This window comes from Nonomuraea sp. NPDC049309, assembly GCF_043196965.1.
GTDB classification, from domain to species: Bacteria; Actinomycetota; Actinomycetes; order Streptosporangiales; family Streptosporangiaceae; genus Nonomuraea; species Nonomuraea fastidiosa.
Genome location: NZ_JBICSH010000007.1, coordinates 97,915 through 115,854 on the forward strand (window position 1 = coordinate 97,915; position 17,940 = coordinate 115,854).

Sequence of the window (17,940 nt, forward strand, 5' to 3'; positions counted from 1 at the left end):
AGGAGTGATCGCGAACTGCCAAACTTGATGCCAGTTCGGCATGAAGGAGGTGGCGGTGAGGCCCTTTGCGTGGATGCCGTGGCCCCTGCGGTGGTTCGCTCGGGTGGTGACCGTCCTGCTGGCGCTTGCGGTGGTGCTGGCAGGGGTGTTCGTCTACACGGTGCGCAGGTCGTTCCCGCAAGTGGACGGGTCGTTGCGGCTGCCTGGTTTGTCAGAAAGTGTGGAGATTTATCGCGATAAATCAGGAATCCCGCACATCTATGCCGACACTCCTGCCGACCTGTTCATGGCCCAGGGCTTCGTGCACGCCCAGGACCGCTTCTACGAGATGGACTTCCGCCGCCATCTGACCGCCGGCCGCCTGTCGGAGCTCTTCGGCGAGGCCACCCTCGACAACGACAAGGCGCTGCGGACCATGGGCTGGCGCCGGGTCGCCGAACAGGAGCTGCCCGAGCTGGCCCAGGAGACGCGGGACTACCTGGCCGCGTACGCGAAGGGCGTCAACGCCTGGCTGTCCGCCAACCCGAACGCCTCCGACCGCAGCCTGGAATACTCCCTGCTCAAGCTGCAGGGCGCCGGCGGGAAGCCGGAGAAGTGGACGTCGGTCGACTCGCTGGCCTGGCTGAAGGCCATGGCGTGGGACCTGCGCACGAACATGGAGGACGAGATCGACCGCGCGCTCGCGGCGACCAAGCTGCCCAGGGAGCGGGTCGAGCAGCTCTGGCCCGGCTACCCGTACGACCGGCACGCGCCGATCGTCAACGAGGGCGGCATCCGCCAGGGCCGCTTCGAGCAGCACCCCGAGCCGGCCCCCATCCGGCAGCCCGGCGCCAGGCGGGCGCTCCAGCAGGCCGCGAAGACGCTGTCGGACATCCCGAGCACGATGAGCGCGGGCGACCTCGCGGGCATCGGATCCAACTCGTGGGTGATCTCCGGCGAGTACACCGCGAGCGGCAAGCCGCTCCTCGCCAACGACCCGCACCTGTCGCCGCAGATGCCGTCCGTCTGGTACCAGGCCGGGCTGCACTGCAGGAAGGTGACCGAGGAGTGCCCGTACGACGTCACGGGGTTCACCTTCTCCGGCGTGCCCGGTGTGATCATCGGGCACACGGACAGGATCGCGTGGGGGTTCACCAACCTGGGGCCCGACGTGGCCGACCTCTTCCTCGAGCAGGTCGAGGGCGACGCGTACCTCTACAAGGGCCAGCAGCTCCCGCTGGACGTCCGCGAGGAGAAGATCAAGGTCGCCGGCGGCAAGACGGTCACGCTGACCGTCAGGAGCACCGTGCACGGGCCGCTCATCAACGAGGTGATCCCGAGCGCGAAGCCGAGCGGCGAGGCCAACGCGGTGGCGCTGCAGTGGACCGCCCTGACGCCGGGACGCACGGCCGACGCCCTCTTCGCGCTCAACAGGGCGAAGGACTGGGACGAGTTCAAGGCGGCCGCCGCGCTGTTCGAGGTGCCCGCCCAGAACCTGATCTACGCCGACACCTCCGGCAAGATCGGATATCAGGCGCCTGGACGCATCCCCGTACGCGAGAACGGCGACGGCACCTGGCCCGTGCCCGGCTGGACCGGCGAGTACGACTGGAAGCCCGCGCCCATCCCGTACGACCAGCTCCCGAGCATCGAGAACCCGGCCGACGGCTTCATCGTCACCGCCAACAACGCCGTCATCGACCCCAGCCGCTACCAGCCCCTGCTCACCCAGGACTGGTCCTACGGCTACCGCTCGGAGCGCATCCGCACGCTCATCCGCGAGGCCATCAAGAAGGGCCCCATCGACGCGGCCACCATGGCCCGCATCCAGCAGGACACCCGCAACGGCTTCGCCGACACGCTGGTGCCCGTCCTGCTGAAGGTGGACCTGGCCGGCCCCGCCGTGCAGGCCAGGGACCTGCTGAAGTCGTGGGACCGGTCGCAGAGCCTCGACTCGGCGGCCGCGGCCTACTTCAACGCCGTCTGGCGGCAGCTGCTCATCCTCACCTTCAACGACGACCTGCCGGAAGGGGCCAGGCCGACCGGCGGCGACCGCTGGTACGAGGTGGTCAGGCGGTTGCTCGACGCCCCCGACGACCCGTTCTGGGACGACGTGACCACCAAGGACTACACCGAGACCCGCGACGACATCCTGCGCCAGGCCATGGCCTCCGCGCACCAGGAGCTCACCGAGCGGCTCGGCGAGGACGTCACGGCGTGGCGCTGGGGTGACCTGCACACGCTCGAGCTCGTCAACGGCTCCCTCGGCACCTCCGGCATCGCGCCGATCGAGGCGCTGTTCAACCGGGGGCCGCTGAAGGTCGCGGGCGGCAAGGACGCGGTCAACGCGACCGGCTGGAACGTTCAGAGCGGGTACGAGATCACGGCGGTGCCGTCGATGCGGATGGTCGTCGACCTGGCCGATCTGGACAAGTCGCAGTGGATCAACCTGACGGGGGCGTCGGGGCACGCGTTCCACGACAACTACTGGGACCAGGCGGAGGCGTGGGCGCGCGGCGACCTGATGCCGATGTACTCGTCCGAGGCCGCGGTGAAGAAGGCCGCCGCCCACACCCTGAAGCTCAACCCCTGACCGGCCCTTCCCCGCGCCCCCGCCACGCGGCGGGGCCACCGCCGGGCGGCGCTGGGGCTCCAGGCGAGCCGCGCTCTTGACAAGAACCAGTCAACCCTGGCTGCCACGCCGCCTGCGCCACCACGCCGCCTTGCGGGGATAACCGCCGTCGTCCAGGCCCGCCAATCGTTCGAAGATGTTGTACGCCGCCTGGTTCCCGCAGACCATCACGGACACCAGCATCGCCAGCAGATAGAGCGGCAGCATGGGTAGCCCGAGGCACCAGGCCCACTGCGTGGCATGCCGGCCTTCGTGCAGGACGAGCCGCTCGCTTAGCGCGTTTCTCCTGGTCAGGACCACGTTTCCGACGGTGAACGCCGCGGCGGCGGGAAAGCGGTGGCGGTAGCCGAAGGCCAGGATGAGCCCGTTCGGGCCGGGCCGCGTGGTCGCGCCGCCGATGGCGGCGATCAGCAATCCGAGTGGCGTCGAAAGATTCACATAGTTCGCCACGCGCCGGAACCGGAAGCGTCCGTCCATGCGTCTCAGTCTTGACCAAGGTTGACAAGTCGGACCAATGAGACCCGTCCTGAAATCTCCCACAAGAGCAGGATCATGAGATTCTCAATCCTGGGCGCACTTCTCGGCACCGTCGCACTCGCGGGAGCCGGTGGAGTCGCAATCACCCAGACATCGTCGTCCGAACCCCTCCAACTCACTGGCAACCCCTCACAGCAGCGTGTCGCATTAGCCGTGGAGCCCACCACGGTGGACCCCACGACCTCACCAACCGCGACGCCCCCCACAGAAGCCCCCACAGCGTCCCCCACAGGAGCCCCCACGACGTCGCCGCCGCCCGCAGAGACCCTCACCCCGGCCCCCACGCCGACGGAGAGTCCCACGAGCGGGGAGTTCACCGCCGAGACGAAGGTGGTCAAGCGGCGGGGCGTCTCCTATCTGAACGTCTCGGTCGCCTATGAGAGCGCGGCCTTCTTCAACATCAAGCAGCGGGTGTGCAAGCGACGGTCGTGCAAGACGGCCGGTGTCGACCTGATCGTGGCCGGCGGCCAGGGCACCGCCGAGAGCCGGCTGGGCCGGGGCACGTACCGGAAGCGCGGTGAGCCGACCGCCATCGTGGCGCCGCTGCCCACCGTCACCGTGCGCGAGACCGTCACCGTGACCGAACCCGGGCCCACGGTGACCGTCACCTGCCGGCCGTACGTGGAGCCCACGGAGTCCGTACCGCCTGCCGACCCGTCCGAGACGCCCACCCCCACGGTGTCCGCGCCTCCGGAGGACGGGAGCACTCCCACGGAGACTCCGGCGCCGACGCCGCCGGACACTCCCACGGACACGGCGGCCCCGTCGCCCTCCGTGCCGGTCCTTCCGACCGAGACGCCCACCGGCGTCCCCACGGAGCCCACGGAGACCGCGGCCCCGACGGAGTCCCCGACGGACGCCATCCCGACCTGTCCGCCGCCGTCCGAGCCTCCGGCCGAGGAACCCACCGGGGAACCGGCTCCGACCGAGACCGGCGTCCCCACGGAGACTCCCACAGAATCTCCCACGGAGACTCCGGCGGAGCCCCCGGCTCCGGACCCGTCCCAGACGGGCAGCGTCCCGGTCCAGTAACACCCCGCACGGGGTCCTCCGGCTTGTCGCCGCCGGGACACGTCATCTCACCGTGAACGGGCCGGGCCTGGGGCGCCTGGCCCGTCTCACGTCCACCCCCTTCGGCCCCACGCCGTCGTGAGCACGCCCGTGAGAGGGTTCGTGGCCGAGGCGCCGGCGCCCGGCCCGGCAGGTCCCGGCGCACTCAACGTCAGAGCGACTTGTAGCGGCCCTCGTGATACAGCAGGGGCGCGGCGCCCGACGGGGTGCCGAGCGCCGTCACGCCGCCCACCACGATCGAGTGGTCGCCGCCGTCGTGCACGGCCGTGGTCGTGCACTCCAGGGTGGCGATGGCGTCATCGAAGAGCGCGACGCCCGACTCGCCCCGGTGGTGCGCCCAGGTGGCGAGCTGCCCGTTGAGCGGCCGGCCGCGGTGGGCGAAGAAGCGGGAGGCGTCCTCCATGGTGGCCGGCAGCACCGACACGCCCCACACTCCGGCCTCGATCACGGCGTCGTGGAAGCGCGCGATCTTCTCCGCGCAGAAGAGCACGAGCAGGGGATCGAGCGAGACGGAGGTGAACGAGTTGATCGTCATCGCGTGATCGACATCGCCGAGCCGGGTGGTGACGATCGCGACTCCGGTGGCGAAGCGGCCGACGACCTTACGGAACCTTGCAGGGTCTACGTGCCGCTCTAGAGAATGCACTCAGCTACTTTATGCCTTGACGTCCGGCTCTTTAACGGGGTACCCCTTCAAAAGCCACGAACCTCCCCCTGACGAGGGCGAAAGCAGATAAGCCGCGACAAGGCTCACCAAACCGCCGTACAGGTAGACATATCCCGGAGCGCCGGCGGCGATCACCAGATCGCCCGCGCCCAGCTCCAGCGTGAACGGCATCGTCACCAGCAGCCACCCGAGCGCCGTCGCCATGGCCCCGAGCCGCGCGCCCATCAGCTTGCCCGCGCCCAAGCACACCCCGAACAGCGCGAGCACCCACAGCACGGCCGCGCCGGGCACCGGCCCGACCTGCCACTCCGGATGCGTGAACCCGCCCACGACCGCCATGACGACGCCGAGCACGAACAGCATGCCGTACGCGGCGCCCCCCAGCGCCGACTCGGCTTGGCTGCGATGTTCCATGTCGAACGAGGTTAATGGATGCCGGCGAAGAGATCGTTCTCCCGGTTGTGCGGCTCACCGAGTCCCCCGGCCTCGACCGGCGGCCCCGGCACCGAAGGGCCCGGCACGCCGACGGCCAGCCTGTAGTGCTCGACGCCGAGGATCTCCTGGCCGATGTCATTGGACAGGGCGTAGAACGGCGGGCGCACGGTGATCTGGGTGGCGTGGGCGCGCATGGCCTCGATCTTGTTGCCGATCCAGGGCCGGGCGTCGATCTCGGTGGTGACGTCCTCGTCGGCGCAGCCGTACGGCATGTCCTCGACGTCCTCGATGATGAAGCCCGTGCCGGCCTCGCGCAGCGCCTCTACGCCGCGCCGCAGGACCGAGCGGGGGACGGCGGTGTGGTAGAACTTCGCGATCTGCCACGGCTCGCCCTCGCCGAAATCGGGCTCGGCCGCCAGGTCGTACGCCCTGCGCGACACCCGGTGCGCCTGGATGTGATCGGGGTGGCCGTAGAAGCCGTTCTCGTCGTACGTCACCAGGACCTGCGGGCGTACCTCGCGGATGACCTTGACCAGCTCCCCCGCCGCCTCGTCGAGGTCGGCGCGCCAGAACGCCCGCGGGTGGTCGTTGGAGGCGACGCCCATCATGCCCGAGTCGCGCCAGCGGCCCGGCCCGCCCAGGAAGCGGTGGTCCTCCACGCCGAGCGCCTGGCAGGCCGCGGCCAGCTCGCCCACGCGGTACGGCCCGAGCGCGTCGTCACGATCGGCCGCCAGATGCGCGAGGTCGCCGGGGATGACCTCACCCTCCTCGCCCAGCGTGCACGTCACGAGCGTCACATGAGCGCCCTCCGCGACGTACTTCGCGATGGTGGCGCCGGTGCCGATCGACTCGTCGTCCGGATGGGCGTGCACGAGCAGCAGCCGTCGGTCAGTCATGGTCATGAGCGTAGCAATGGCAGGATTGAGGCCATGAGCGAGAGCTTCCCGCGCCTGAATGCCAGGACCCGCCGCTTCACGCTGGGCGTTCCCAGAGGCTTCACGATCTCCCCGGACGGCGGCCGGGTGGTGTTCCTGCGTACGAAGACGGGCACCGATCCGGTGACCTGTCTGTGGGAGCTCGACACCGAGACCCACGTCGAGCGCCTGGTCGTCGACCCGCGCGAGCTCCACGGCGAGGACGAGGAGCACCTTCCGCCCGAGGAGCGCGCGAGGCGCGAGCGCAGCAGGGAGGCGGCGGGCGGCATCGTCGCCTACGCCACCGACTTCCACGTCGGCAAGGTCAGCTTCGCGCTGTCCGGGCAGCTCTACGTGACGGACCTGGCGAGCGGGCAGACGCGCAGGCTGGAGACGCCGGGCGCGGTCATCGACCCCCGCCTGTCCCCCGACGGACGGCACGTCGCCTACGTCACGGGCGGCGCGCTGCGCGTCCAGGACCTCGCATCCGGCCATGACCGCGCGCTGGCCGAGCCGGAGTCGCCGACGGTGACGTACGGGCTGGCCGAGTTCATCGCCGCCGAGGAGATGGACAGGATGCGCGGCTACTGGTGGTCGCCGCAGAGCGACGCGCTGCTGGTCGAGCGCGCCGACGAGGCCCCCGTCCAGGTCTGGCACATCGCCGACCCGGCCAACCCCGACCGTCCCGCGACCGCCCAGCGCTACCCCGCCGCCGGCACGCCCAACGCGATCACCGAGCTCTACGTGCTGGGGCTCGACGGGTCGCGGGTGGGGGTGCCGTACGAGGAGGAATACCTCGTCAACGCGGCCTGGGACGCCCACGCCCTGTCGATCGTCACGCTCACCCGCGACCAGCGCACGATGCGGCTGTTCGAGGTCGATCCGGGCAGCGGCGCCACGACGCTCGTCCGCGAGGACACCGACCCCGCCTGGGTCGACATCGTGCCCGGCGTGCCCGCCCACCTCGACGACGGCTCCCTGGTCTGGGTGGCCAACTCCGAGGGCGGCCACCGGCTGTTCGTCGGCGACCGCGCCGTCACGCCGCCGACCCTCCAGGTGCGCGCGGTGCTCGACGTCGATCACGACAGCGTGCTGTTCACCGCGAGCGGCGACCCCACCGAGATCCAGCTCTGGACGTGGGACGGCCACTCGCTGCTGCCCGTCTCGACCCGGTCCGGGGTGTTCTCCGGACGCATGGCGGGCGGCGTCGGCGTGCTGACCGAGCAGAGCCTCGACGCCGAAGGCGTCTCCACGACGGTCGTGCGCCGCGACGGCATGGCCGTGCCGATCCCGTCCTTCGCCGAGCGTCCTGGCCTCGACCTGCGGGTCTCCATCGGCCGTTCCGGCCGGCGCGAGCTCGCCACCGCCGTGGTGCTGCCCTCCTGGCACGAGCCGGGCTCGCGCAAACTGCCCGTGCTGATGGATCCGTACGGCGGCCCGCACGCCCAGCGGGTGCTCAACCGGCGGGCGTCGTACCTCGAGAGCCAGTGGTTCGCCGAGCAGGGCTTCGCCGTCATCGTCGCCGACGGCCGCGGCACCCCAGGGCGGGGCGTCGACTTCGAGCGGGCCGTGCTCAACGACCTCGCCACCCCCGCGCTCGAAGACCAGATCGACGCGCTGCAGGGCGTCGCCGAGCAGTACCCCGACGATCTCGACCTGTCCCGGGTCGCCATCCGCGGCTGGTCGTTCGGCGGCTTCCTCGCCGCGCTCGCCGTCCTGCGCCGCCCTGACGTCTTCCACGCCGCCGTCGCGGGCGCGCCGGTGACCGACTGGCGGCTGTACGACACCTGCTACACCGAGCGCTACCTCGGCGACCCCAACGAGCAGCCGGAGGTCTACGAGAAGTCGTCGCTGTTCGCCGACGCGGCCAAGCTCGAACGCCCCCTGCTCCTCATCCACGGCCTGGCCGACGACAACGTCGTGTCCGCCCACACGCTGCGCCTGTCCTCCGCGCTGCTCGCGGCCGGGCGGCAGCACAGCGTGCTGCCGCTGTCGGGGGTGACGCACATGACGCCGCAGGAGGTCGTGGCGGAGAACCTCCTGCTGCTGCAGGTGGACTTCCTGAAGAAGGCGCTGGGCTAGCGGCAAGAACCGGGTCGGCGGTAAGAAGGCGCTGGGCCGGCGGCAAGAACTGGGCCGGCGGCAGAAAGGCGCTGGGCCGGCGACCTTCACGCGAAAGGCCGGGCGGGGCTTCGAGCCCTGCCCGGCCTTCGTGCTTCGAGCCCTGTGGCCAGCCTTTTCGCGTACGGGTCGAACCCAGGTCGTACAACAGGCCTCCGGAAACCAAACCCTGGTCCGACGCGAGCCGAGCCCCCGCTCCGGCATTGTGATCACCATGCTGAAGCCCCTGACCTTGGCCTTGACCCTGCTCACGACGAGCGTCCCCCAGCAGCCCGCCACCCTGCAACAGCCCGCCACGCTGCAACCCACCACCCAGCAACAGCCCGGCGCCCGGCTGCAACCCGCCACGCTGCAACAGCCCTCGACCACCGCCGAGACGCGTGGACCGACCACCACCCCCGCCTCCACAGCGGCCACGAGCGGCTCCCCGTCATCGCTGAGCTGGCGGCCTTGCCCGCCGAGCAGCGGGGATGAAGCGATGGACTGCGCCGACCTCGAAGTGCCGGTCGACTGGCGGAAACCCGAGGGCCGGAAGATCACCCTCAAGCTGGGCAGGCTGAAGGCCACCGGTCCGTCGAAGGGCCAGGTCCTGGTGGCGTACGGCGGTCCTGGAGCCCCGGGCATCGCCATGACGCAATCGCTCGCCGGCTGGTGGACACGGCTCCGCCGCCACATGGACGTCATCACGTGGGACACCCGCGGCTACGGCGAGCAGTTCGGAGGCCTGAGCACCGGCCTGCCCTGCTCGTGGACCCGCATCCCCATCGCCGCCGTGCCGCGCGACGACGCCGACTTCGGCCGCCTGTCCGACACCAACCGCGGCTACGCCGAGGCCTGCCGCATCAAAGACCCCGAGCTGTTCGCGAACATGAGCTCGGCCGACCACGCCAGGGACATGGAGGCGATCAGGAAGGCCCTGGGCGCGGACAAGCTCAACTTCTACGGCGCTTCTTACGCCGGCTTCTACGGCCAGGCGTACGCCCGTCTCTTCCCCGGCCGCGTCCGCACGATGGTCCTCGACGGCACGCTCAACCACAGCACCGCCGACTGGACCCGCGAGCTCGAGGCGACGGCGAAGTCCAACGAGCAGTCCATGCGACGCTTCTTCACGTGGTGCGCCGCCAACGGCTGCGGCACCGTACAGGCCCTCTGGCGCAAGCTGATCGCCCGCGCCGACCGCTCCCCCGTCCCCACCGGCACGGCGAACGTCGCCTACCGGGCCATCGACCTCCAGTCCTTCGCCCTCGGCCTCGCCCGCCAGGGTGAGACCGCCTGGCCCAAGCTCGCCGAGGCCATCCGCAAGGCCGCCGGAGGCGACGCCTCGGGCTTCGTCCCCGCCAGTGGCGCCCGCTACCCCGACCAGGCCACCCCGGTCACCGAGTGCACCGACTGGCCCCGCCCCGCCACCCGCAAGGAGCTGACGACCACCCTGGCCAGGCTCCGCAAGCTCGCGCCCGACACCGGGGCCGCCAACACCCCTGTCTCGGCCACCCTCACCTGCATCGGCTGGCCCGTCCCGGTCACCAATCCCCCGGCCGCCCTGCCCAAGGGCCTGCCACCGCTGCTCGGCGCCGGCGCATGGCACGAGTCGGACTCGGCGCAGCGCGTGCTCTCCCAGGTCCCCGGCAGCGTCGTCATCCGCCACGACGGCCCCGGCCACACCCTCTACGGCACCAACGCCTGCGCCCGCGACCACATCGACACGTACCTCACCACCGGCGCCCTTCCCCCGAAGACCACGAGGTGCTGACCCAGAGAACCGAGCCCCTCGAAAGAACAAAATCCAATCGACCACAAACAACACCAGACCACCCACCACCCACGATGTCGGCTCCCCAGCACCCAGCCAGTGGAACCCGGCACCAACCCACCCCAGGTGCACACCCGGCACCGGCACCTCCAGCGGGCGCACACCCGGCACGGCACCCCCAGGCGGGCGCGCACCCGGCACCCCGCATAACGACAAGGGGACACCCCAGCACCCGGCACACCACCAGGCGAACACCCCCACACCCCACACGCCGCACCTCGCACCCCGCACCCCGCACCCCGCACCCCGCACAGCGACAAGGGGACACCCCGGGACCCGGCTCAGCGACAAGGGATGTTGGAATGCTGACATGACGCTGGATCACCTTGTCTACGCCACGCCCAACCTCGACACCACCGTCGCCGAGATCGAACAGCAGCTCGACGTGCGGATGGTGGAGGGCGGGCGGCATCCAGGGCTCGGCACCCGCAACCGGCTGCTCGGCCTGGGCGGCAGGGCGTACCTGGAGATCATCGGCCCGGATCCGGAGCAGGAGCCGCCGGCCGGGCCACGTCCCTTCGGCATCGACACGCTCACCATGGCGCGGCTGGTGACGTGGGCGGCGGCGGTGACGGACATCGACGCGGCGGTCGCCCGCGCCCGCGAGCGGGGCTACGACCCCGGAGACCCGCAGGACATGTCCCGCCACACGCCCTCCGGCGAGCTGCTGAGCTGGCGCCTCACCCCACCGTCCAAGGCCGGCCTGGTGCCCTTCCTCATCGACTGGGGCACCACCCGCCATCCCACGGAAACCGACCTGCCGACGGTCGAGCTGACGTCGTTCCGCGCCCGCCACCCCGACCCGGAGGCGATAGGCCGTGACCTGTCGGCGTTGGGCGTCCACCTCGACCTCGAGCACGGCACCACCCCCACCCTCACCGCCGTCCTCAGATCCCCCCGCGGCTCCCTGACCCTCACCTAACCCACCCCGCCCACCGCCCAGCGCCACCACCCACCAACCCAGTAGAACCCCCACCAGCCCAGCCCACCGACCACCAGCGACGTCACCACCCGCCAGCCCGGCTCTGCCATCCGCCCCGCCGCCGCCCCTGCCACCCGCCCGGGTTGCGTCCACGGGAGTGGTGTACGAGTTTGACCTGGTCAGCTGGCGTGGTGACTACACAGCGGACGAGTCACCCGCCCGTAACGGCCGACCCCGTAGAAACCACCCGGCCCGCACCGCAGAACAGCACCTGCCCGAAGCGGCCCGCGCCGCAGAAGAGCCACCTGCCGCAAGCGCCCCTTACTCTCGAAAGACCCATACCACCGAGCACCCGCACCCCGGGGGGATCCGCGCCGCCGATCGACCTGCACCACCGAGCAACCCCCACCCCCGAACGCACCCGCACCACCGAGCGACCCGCACCGCCGGGCGCTCGCACTCCGGAAGACCCACACCGCCGAGCGACCCCACCCCGAACGCACCCGCACCGCCGAGCGCCCCACGCTCCCAAAGCCCCGCACCACCGAGCGACCCCACCCCGGAAGACCCACACCACCGAGCGCCCCGCACCGCCGGGCGCTCGCACTCCGGAAGACCCACACCGCCGAGCGACCCCACCCCGAACGCACCCGCACCGCCGAGCACCCCACGCTCCCAAAGCCTCACATCGCCAAGCGACCTGTGCCCCGAGCGGACCTGCACTGCAGACCGACCTGCACCGCCGAAGGGACCGAAAGCATCAGCCGACCAACGGGCCGGCCGTCAGGGGTGGGGGGTGCCGTGCCAGCTGCGCCAGAGCGCCGCGTACGAGCCGCCCGCCGCGACCAGTTCGTCGTGCGAGCCCAGCTCCGTGATCCGGCCGTCTTCGACGACCGCCACCCGGTCGGCATCGTGGGCGGTGTAGAGGCGGTGGGCGATGGCGATGACCGTGCGGCCCTCCAGGACGGCGGCGAGGGAACGTTCGAGGTCGCGGGCGGACCTCGGGTCGATGAGGGAGGTGGCCTCGTCGAGGACGAGGGTGTGCGGGTCGGCGAGCACGAGCCGGGCCAGGGCGAGCTGCTGGGCCTGGGCCGGTGACACGGCGTGGCCGCCGGAGCCGACCTCGGTGTCCAGGCCGCCGGGCAGGGCCAGCACCCAGTCGAGGGCGTCCACGGCTTCGAGCGCCTCGGCGACCGCGGAGTCGTCGGCGTCCGGGCGGGCGATGATGAGGTTGTCGCGGATGGTGCCCTTGAAGACGTGGTGCTCCTGGGTGACGAGGGCGACCTGGCCACGCAGCTCGTCGAGCGGCAGCTCCACCAGTGGCACGCCGCCGACGGTGACGGACCCGGTGCGGGGGCCGTGGATGCCGGCCAGCAGCCGTCCGAGCGTCGACTTGCCCGCCCCGGAAGGTCCGACCACGGCCAGACGCTCCCCCGGCCGGACGGTCAGGGACACGCCGTGCAGCACATCGCGCCCTTCCCGGTAGGCGTAACGGACGTCGGACGCGCGCAACGCTTTTCCTTCGAGCGCCGCCTCGTACCCATCCAGTGCGGCCTCGTGCCGCTCGACGAACGCCGCCTCGCGCCCATCCCATGCGGCCTCGCGGTCGCCGGAAGCTGGTGCCGCGCCGTTGATGATGGCGGTGATGGGGGTGTCAGCGGAGACGCGGGTGGGTGTGGGGGTGTCGTCGGAGACGGCCGCCGGGCTCGCTGCGGAAGCCGCAGCGCCGGTGCCGCTCCCCGAGCCCGCCACCGAAGCCGCAGCACCGGCGCCACTCCCCGAGCCCGCTATCGAAGCCGCAGCACCTGCCGAACCCGGCACGGGAATCGCAGCGCCGGTGCCGCTCTCCGGGACCACCACCGAATCCGCAACGCCGGTGCCGCTCTCCGAGCCCGCTATCGAAGCCGCAGCGCTCGGCATGGAAACGGTGGGGCCGGTGTCGTTCCCGCGGCCCGGGGCGGAGGTCGCAGCGACGGTAGCGGAGGTCTTGGAGCCGGGCGTGGTGACTGGCGGGGCGGTGGTGGGTGTGAGGGCGGTGGCCGCTGTGGTCGAGGGCGTGGGGGCAGCGCCGGTGTCGTCGGAGGCGGGGGTCGAAGATGTGGGGTGGCGGTCGTGGGGGACGTTGGAGACGCCGAGGAGGCGGGCCATCGATGCGCCGCCCACCTGGAGCTCGTCGATCCACATCAAGAACCGGTCGAGCGGGTCGATGAGCTGCTGGGCGTAGAGGGCGGCGGTGGTGACCTGCGCGAGGGTCACCCAGTCGTTGGTGTAGAAGAGGCCGCCGACGAGGAGGGCGGCGACGACGGGGATGACGTAGCCGAGCTCGACGGCGGGGTACCAGGTGGTGCGCAGGCCGAGTGTGTAGCGTTCCGCGGCGTACGAGCGGGCGATGTCGCGGTCGGTGCGCACCCGGCGGCGCTCGCGCAGGCCGAGCGCCTCGACGGCTCTGGCGCCTTCGATGGTCTCGGCGAGCCCTTCGGTGATGTCGGCGTAGGCGGCGTTCTCGCGCAGGTAGCCGTCGCGGGCGCGGGCGAGGTACCAGCGGGTGGCGATGTAGAGGATGGGCCCGGCGGCCAGCATGGGGAGCATGAGCAGCGGGCTGACGAGCAGCAGCGCGCCGACCGTGATCACGAACGTGACGATGGCGATGAGGGTCTCGGGCACGGCGTGGCGCACGGTGCGCGACAGGGCGTCGACGTCGCGGGAGGTGCGGGTGATGAGGTCGCCGGAGCCGGCGCGTTCGACGGTGGACAGGGGAAGGGCGAGCACCCGGTCCACGAACTCCTCGCGCAGCTCGGCCAGCACCTTCTCGCCGAGCTTGGCGGAGGCGAGCACGGCGTAGCGGATGAGGACGCCCTGGAGCAGCAGGAACGCGCCGATGGCGGCGGCGACGAGCGGCACGTCGACCGCGGCGCCGTACTGGACGTTCTGCACCAGCTTGCCGAGCTGCCATGGGGCGAGCAGGCCGGCGACGGCGGCCAGGCCGTGCAGGAGGAGGGCGACGCCGAGCTCGCGCGGATATTTGAGGGTGAGCCGCCTGGCGTAGGCGCGCACCTGTTCGCGGTCGGCGACCGGCAGGATCTCGCGTGCCATGTGGTGTTCAGTCCTCCCCGCGGGTCACGGTCGCCGCGTACGCGGGCGAGCAGCCGAGCAACTGCCGGTGCGTGCCTTCCGCGGCGACCCGGCCGTCTTCGACGTAGATGACGTGGTGGGCCCGGTCGAGCACGAGGGGGCTGGTGGTGCAGATCAGCGTGGTACGTCCGGCGCGCGCGGCGGCGAGGCGTTCGGCGATGCGGGCCTCGCTGTGGGCGTCGACGGCGCTGGTGGGTTCGACGAGGATGAGCACTTCGGGGTCGGCGAGCAGGGCCCTGGCCAGGCGGAGCCGCTGCTGCTGCCCGCCGGAGAACTCGCGTCCCGCCTCGGCCACCTCGGTGTCGAGCCCGTCGGGCAGGGCTTCGGCGATGTCGGTGGCGCAGGCGGCGTGCAGGGCGCGGTGGATGTCCTCGTCGGTGGCCTCGCCGCGGACGTCGAGCTCGTCGCGGAGGCGGCCGTTGAACAGGCGGGCGCCGTTGTCGGCGACGAGGATGCGGGAGCGTACCTCGTCGATGGGGAGGGTGCGCAGCTCGGCGGAGCCGAAGGTGACGTCGCCCTCGGTGTAGCGGCCGAGCCGGTCGGCGATGGCGGCGGCCTGGTCGGGGGTGGGGGCGGCGAGCGCGGTGAGCCGGCCGGGCTGGAGGGTGACACCGCTGTAGGAGTCGCGCAGGACGCCGCCTCCGCTGCTGCCGTTGCCGCCGGTGATCTCGGGCTCGATCGACAGGATGCGGATCACCCGGCCGGCGGCGACGTGGCCTTTGGTGAGCTTGTCGGCGGCCTCGGTGAGGGTGCGCAGGGGGCCGATGAGGAAGACCGCGTACAGGTAGAAGGAGACGAGCTGCCCGGTGGGTATGTCGCCGGCGACGGCGAAGTTCGCGCCGATGCCGGTGACGACGGCGATGAGCAGCCCGGGCAGCACGATCTGGGCGCCTTCGAGTACGGACTCCACGCGCGCGACGTGGACGCCCGCCTGCCGGACGCCTTGGGACTCCTCGCGGTAGCGCCGGGCGAAGACCTGCTCGCCGCCGACGCCGCGCAGCACCCGCAGCCCGGCGACGATGTCGGCGGCGCGGGTGGACAGCTCGCCGGTCAGCTCGCGCTGGCGGCGCTGGCGGAGGTGGAGGGGCCGGAGCAGCGGCCAGACGGCGAAGGCCATGACCGGCACCCCGAACAGCACGAGCAGCCCGAGCGGCAGTGAAGTGGACAGCAGGATGACCGTGACGGTGACGATGGCGACGACCGCGCCGCTGCCGCGCAGCAGGATGTCGATGCTGCCGCCGATGTGGGCGATGTCGGAGTTTCCGACGCTGACGACCTCGCCGGTGGACAGGCGCTTGGGCAGCGTGGCACCGAGCCTGGCGGCCTGCCGCGAGGTGAGCTGGACGGTGCGGTACGCGGCGGCGAGCCAGTTGTAGACGGCCATGCGGTGCCGCATGACGCCGCTGAACGCCTGGACGATCCCCAGCCCGAGCAGCACCGCCGACCACGTGATCAGGGCCGGGGTGTCCTTGGCGGTGACGGCCTGGATCCCCTGCCCGAGCACGGCCGGCATGAGGGCCTGCACCCCGTACCACAGGACACCGAAGCCGATGCCGAGGAGCAGGGACGGCGCCTGGCGGCCGGCGTTCCACCACAGGTAGCGCAGCGGGCTGCGGATGTCGGGCACGCCGGGATCGGCCTCAGGGAGGGAGCGCATAGCCCGACCACCTTGACAAGGCGCCACCTGGACCGGCAAACCGTTTTCATCCAGTTACATGTACGCCCCGTGAACAGCCGCACCTGCGCCCGGAGAAGGCCCACCCGGCGTTCTTTACACGATGCACGTCCCGCCCGGAACACTGCGCGCCGCGCTCTCCCCGCCCAGCTCCGCAGCGCGTGAGATTTCCGGCCCGCTGGGCGATTCATCCCGTTCTTACATCGTGTATCGAGGCCGTCCGGATCGTGCGCCGGAGCACCCCGAAGAGGGACGGGTAGGCGAGAATCGACCCTTGTGAAGCACGGGTACACCAACAGCACGTTCGGCGACGGCGCCCTGGTCGTGAAGTGCTACCAGGGGCCCGAGGCCGCCTTCAGGCTGAGCACCGAGAGCCGCTACCTGCGCCGCCTGCGCGGCCGCCTGCCCGTCCCCCGCGTCCACCAGGTCACCGCCACCAGCCTGACCACCCGGTACGTCGAGGGCCTGCACGGCCAGGACCTCCTGGACGAGGGGCGGGCCGAGGAGGTGCTCGCCGAGTGCGGGCGCATGCTGGCCCGCATCCACCGGCTCGGCATCGTCCACGGCGACTACGGGCCGCAGAACATGCTGTTCGACCCGGCCACCTACGAGACGGCCGCGATACTCGACTGGGAGTGGGCGCACCCGGGCCGGCCGGTCGAGGACCTGGCCTGGGCGGAGTGGATCGTCCGCTCCCACCACCCCGAGCACGTGCCGCTGCTGCCCCGCTTCTTCGCCGCGTACGGCGAACCGGTCCCCGCCTGGCCCGAGCGCCACGCCGCCATGATCGACCGCTGCCACGCCATGCTCGACTTCTGCGCCCGCTGGGAGCCGGGCGGAGAGGGCGAGAAGCTGTGGCGCGAACGCCTCGACACCACCACCGCCTGGACGGAGTGACCCGGAGGCGCCGCCGCACCACCCGCCCGGCCAGTCCGCCCTCACGACCTACCGCACCGGACCACCCCAAGACCGCTCCACCACCCGATCGGATCGCCCCCGAGACCGCCACACCGCCACACCACACCCCGACCCCACCCCACCACCCGACCGGACCACCCCTAAGACCGCCCCACCACCCGACCGGGTCAGCCCCAAGACCCCCACACCGCACCGCCGGTCCGGAGTCGCCCGCCCCGACCGGGGATTGTGCCGTTTTGTCGGTGGGCTTTGCTTAGGTGCGGGCATGACAGAACACGTGAACCTCGTCCTCGGTGCCACCGGCACCACCGGCCGCCGCGTGGCGGAGATCCTGCGGGCCGGCGGCCACGCCGTCCGAGCGGCGTCCAGAAGCGGCGAGACCAGGTTCGACTGGTCCGACCGCGCCACCTGGGAGCCGGCCGTCGCCGGCGCGTCGGCCGTCTACCTCATGGCGCCCGAAGGCGTCCCGATCGACCCCGGCTTCGTGTCGCTGGCCGTCAGCCGTGGCGTCGAACGGGTGGTGCTGCTGTCCAGCGGCGCCATCGAGGCGATGCGCGACGAGCGCCTGCTGGCCGCCGAGCACACCGTGCGCGGCTGCGGCGCGGCGTGGACGATCCTGCGGCCGAGCTGGTTCGACCAGAATTTCGACGAAGGTTTCCTGCGGCCCGCGGTCATGGCGGGCGAGCTGGTGCTGCCGCTCGGCGAGGTGCGGCAGGCGTTCGTGGACGCGGGCGACATCGCGGCGGTGGCCGCGGCGGCGCTGACGCAGGACGGTCACGCCGGCCGCTCGTACGAGATCACCGGCCCGCGCGCGCTGTCGTTCGGCGAGGCGGCGGAGATCATCGGCCGGGCGATCGGCCGGGAGGTGCGCTACCGGGGCGGCGAGGAGGACTACATCGCGGCCAACGCGTTCGCGGACGAGGCGATCGGGGCGGCCAAGGCGTTCGCCGCACTGCGCGCGCTCGGCGATCAGCCGGTGTCGGGCGCGGTCGAGGAGGTGACGGGACGCCCGCCGAAGTCCTTCGAGGCGTATGTGGCGGACGCCGCCGCGGCGGGAGCATGGCGGCTCTGACCTGGCCGTTCACGCGCCCGTACGGCGATCGACCCCTCGGGCGCGCAGCCCCCGA

General features: G+C 71.7%; 13 protein-coding genes. 7 read left to right on the forward strand and 6 right to left on the reverse strand.

Going from position 1 to position 17,940, the window contains the following annotated elements; translation table 11 throughout:
* Positions 1–73: 73 nt before the first annotated feature.
* Positions 74–2,572, forward strand: coding sequence for a penicillin acylase family protein (locus ACGFIM_RS34835; RefSeq protein WP_393210109.1), 2,499 nt, complete (start codon positions 74–76; stop codon positions 2,570–2,572).
* Positions 2,573–2,662: 90 nt separating this feature from the next.
* On the opposite strand, the gene ACGFIM_RS34840 is transcribed toward ACGFIM_RS34835, so the two are convergent.
* Positions 2,663–3,088 (reverse strand): hypothetical protein, encoded by a 426-nt coding sequence (locus ACGFIM_RS34840; RefSeq protein WP_393209529.1) that lies wholly within the window; start codon positions 3,086–3,088, stop codon positions 2,663–2,665.
* A gap of 390 nt (positions 3,089–3,478) precedes the next feature.
* Between ACGFIM_RS34840 and ACGFIM_RS34845 the strand changes: the two genes are divergently transcribed.
* Positions 3,479–4,180, forward strand: a complete 702-nt coding sequence (locus ACGFIM_RS34845; protein ID WP_393209531.1) for a hypothetical protein — start codon at positions 3,479–3,481, stop codon at positions 4,178–4,180.
* 190 nt (positions 4,181–4,370) lie between these two features.
* Here the strand turns inward: ACGFIM_RS34845 and ACGFIM_RS34850 are convergent, their stop codons facing one another.
* Genes ACGFIM_RS34850 through mshB form a run of 3 tightly spaced genes read right to left on the reverse strand, consistent with a single transcriptional unit; the run spans position 4,371 to position 6,217 of the window.
* Positions 4,371–4,865 carry a flavin reductase family protein gene (locus ACGFIM_RS34850; protein WP_393209534.1) on the reverse strand — a complete coding sequence of 165 codons (495 nt, stop codon included), beginning with the start codon at positions 4,863–4,865 and terminating at the stop codon, positions 4,371–4,373.
* A 9-nt stretch (positions 4,866–4,874) separates the two neighbouring features.
* Positions 4,875–5,300, reverse strand: a complete 426-nt coding sequence (locus ACGFIM_RS34855; protein WP_393209537.1) for a DUF6113 family protein — start codon at positions 5,298–5,300, stop codon at positions 4,875–4,877.
* A gap of 11 nt (positions 5,301–5,311) precedes the next feature.
* Complete coding sequence (mshB, locus tag ACGFIM_RS34860) at positions 5,312–6,217, reverse strand: N-acetyl-1-D-myo-inositol-2-amino-2-deoxy-alpha-D-glucopyranoside deacetylase (protein ID WP_393209540.1); 906 nt, start codon at positions 6,215–6,217, stop codon at positions 5,312–5,314.
* A 33-nt stretch (positions 6,218–6,250) separates the two neighbouring features.
* Between mshB and ACGFIM_RS34865 the strand changes: the two genes are divergently transcribed.
* From ACGFIM_RS34865 to ACGFIM_RS34875, 3 genes are all read left to right on the forward strand, one after another.
* A complete protein-coding gene (locus ACGFIM_RS34865) occupies positions 6,251–8,317 on the forward strand; it encodes a prolyl oligopeptidase family serine peptidase (RefSeq protein WP_393209543.1) in 2,067 nt (688 codons plus the stop codon).
* A gap of 253 nt (positions 8,318–8,570) precedes the next feature.
* Entirely contained in the window at positions 8,571–10,106 is a 1,536-nt protein-coding gene (locus ACGFIM_RS34870) for an alpha/beta fold hydrolase (RefSeq protein WP_393209546.1), read from the forward strand.
* Positions 10,107–10,476: 370 nt separating this feature from the next.
* Positions 10,477–11,088, forward strand: coding sequence for a VOC family protein (locus ACGFIM_RS34875; protein ID WP_393209549.1), 612 nt, complete (start codon positions 10,477–10,479; stop codon positions 11,086–11,088).
* A 783-nt stretch (positions 11,089–11,871) separates the two neighbouring features.
* Here ACGFIM_RS34875 and ACGFIM_RS34880 read toward each other — a convergent pair.
* Positions 11,872–14,181: an ABC transporter ATP-binding protein gene (locus ACGFIM_RS34880; RefSeq protein ID WP_393209552.1), complete on the reverse strand. Its 2,310-nt coding sequence runs from the start codon at positions 14,179–14,181 to the stop codon at positions 11,872–11,874.
* Positions 14,182–14,188: 7 nt separating this feature from the next.
* A complete protein-coding gene (locus ACGFIM_RS34885) occupies positions 14,189–15,877 on the reverse strand; it encodes an ABC transporter transmembrane domain-containing protein (protein WP_393209555.1) in 1,689 nt (562 codons plus the stop codon).
* A 294-nt stretch (positions 15,878–16,171) separates the two neighbouring features.
* Here ACGFIM_RS34885 and ACGFIM_RS34890 point away from each other — a divergent pair, with 294 nt between their 5' ends.
* Complete coding sequence (locus ACGFIM_RS34890; protein ID WP_393209558.1) at positions 16,172–16,792, forward strand: phosphotransferase; 621 nt, start codon at positions 16,172–16,174, stop codon at positions 16,790–16,792.
* 286 nt (positions 16,793–17,078) lie between these two features.
* Positions 17,079–17,885 (forward strand): NAD(P)H-binding protein, encoded by an 807-nt coding sequence (locus ACGFIM_RS34895; protein WP_393209561.1) that lies wholly within the window; start codon positions 17,079–17,081, stop codon positions 17,883–17,885.
* Positions 17,886–17,940: the final 55 nt, after the last annotated feature.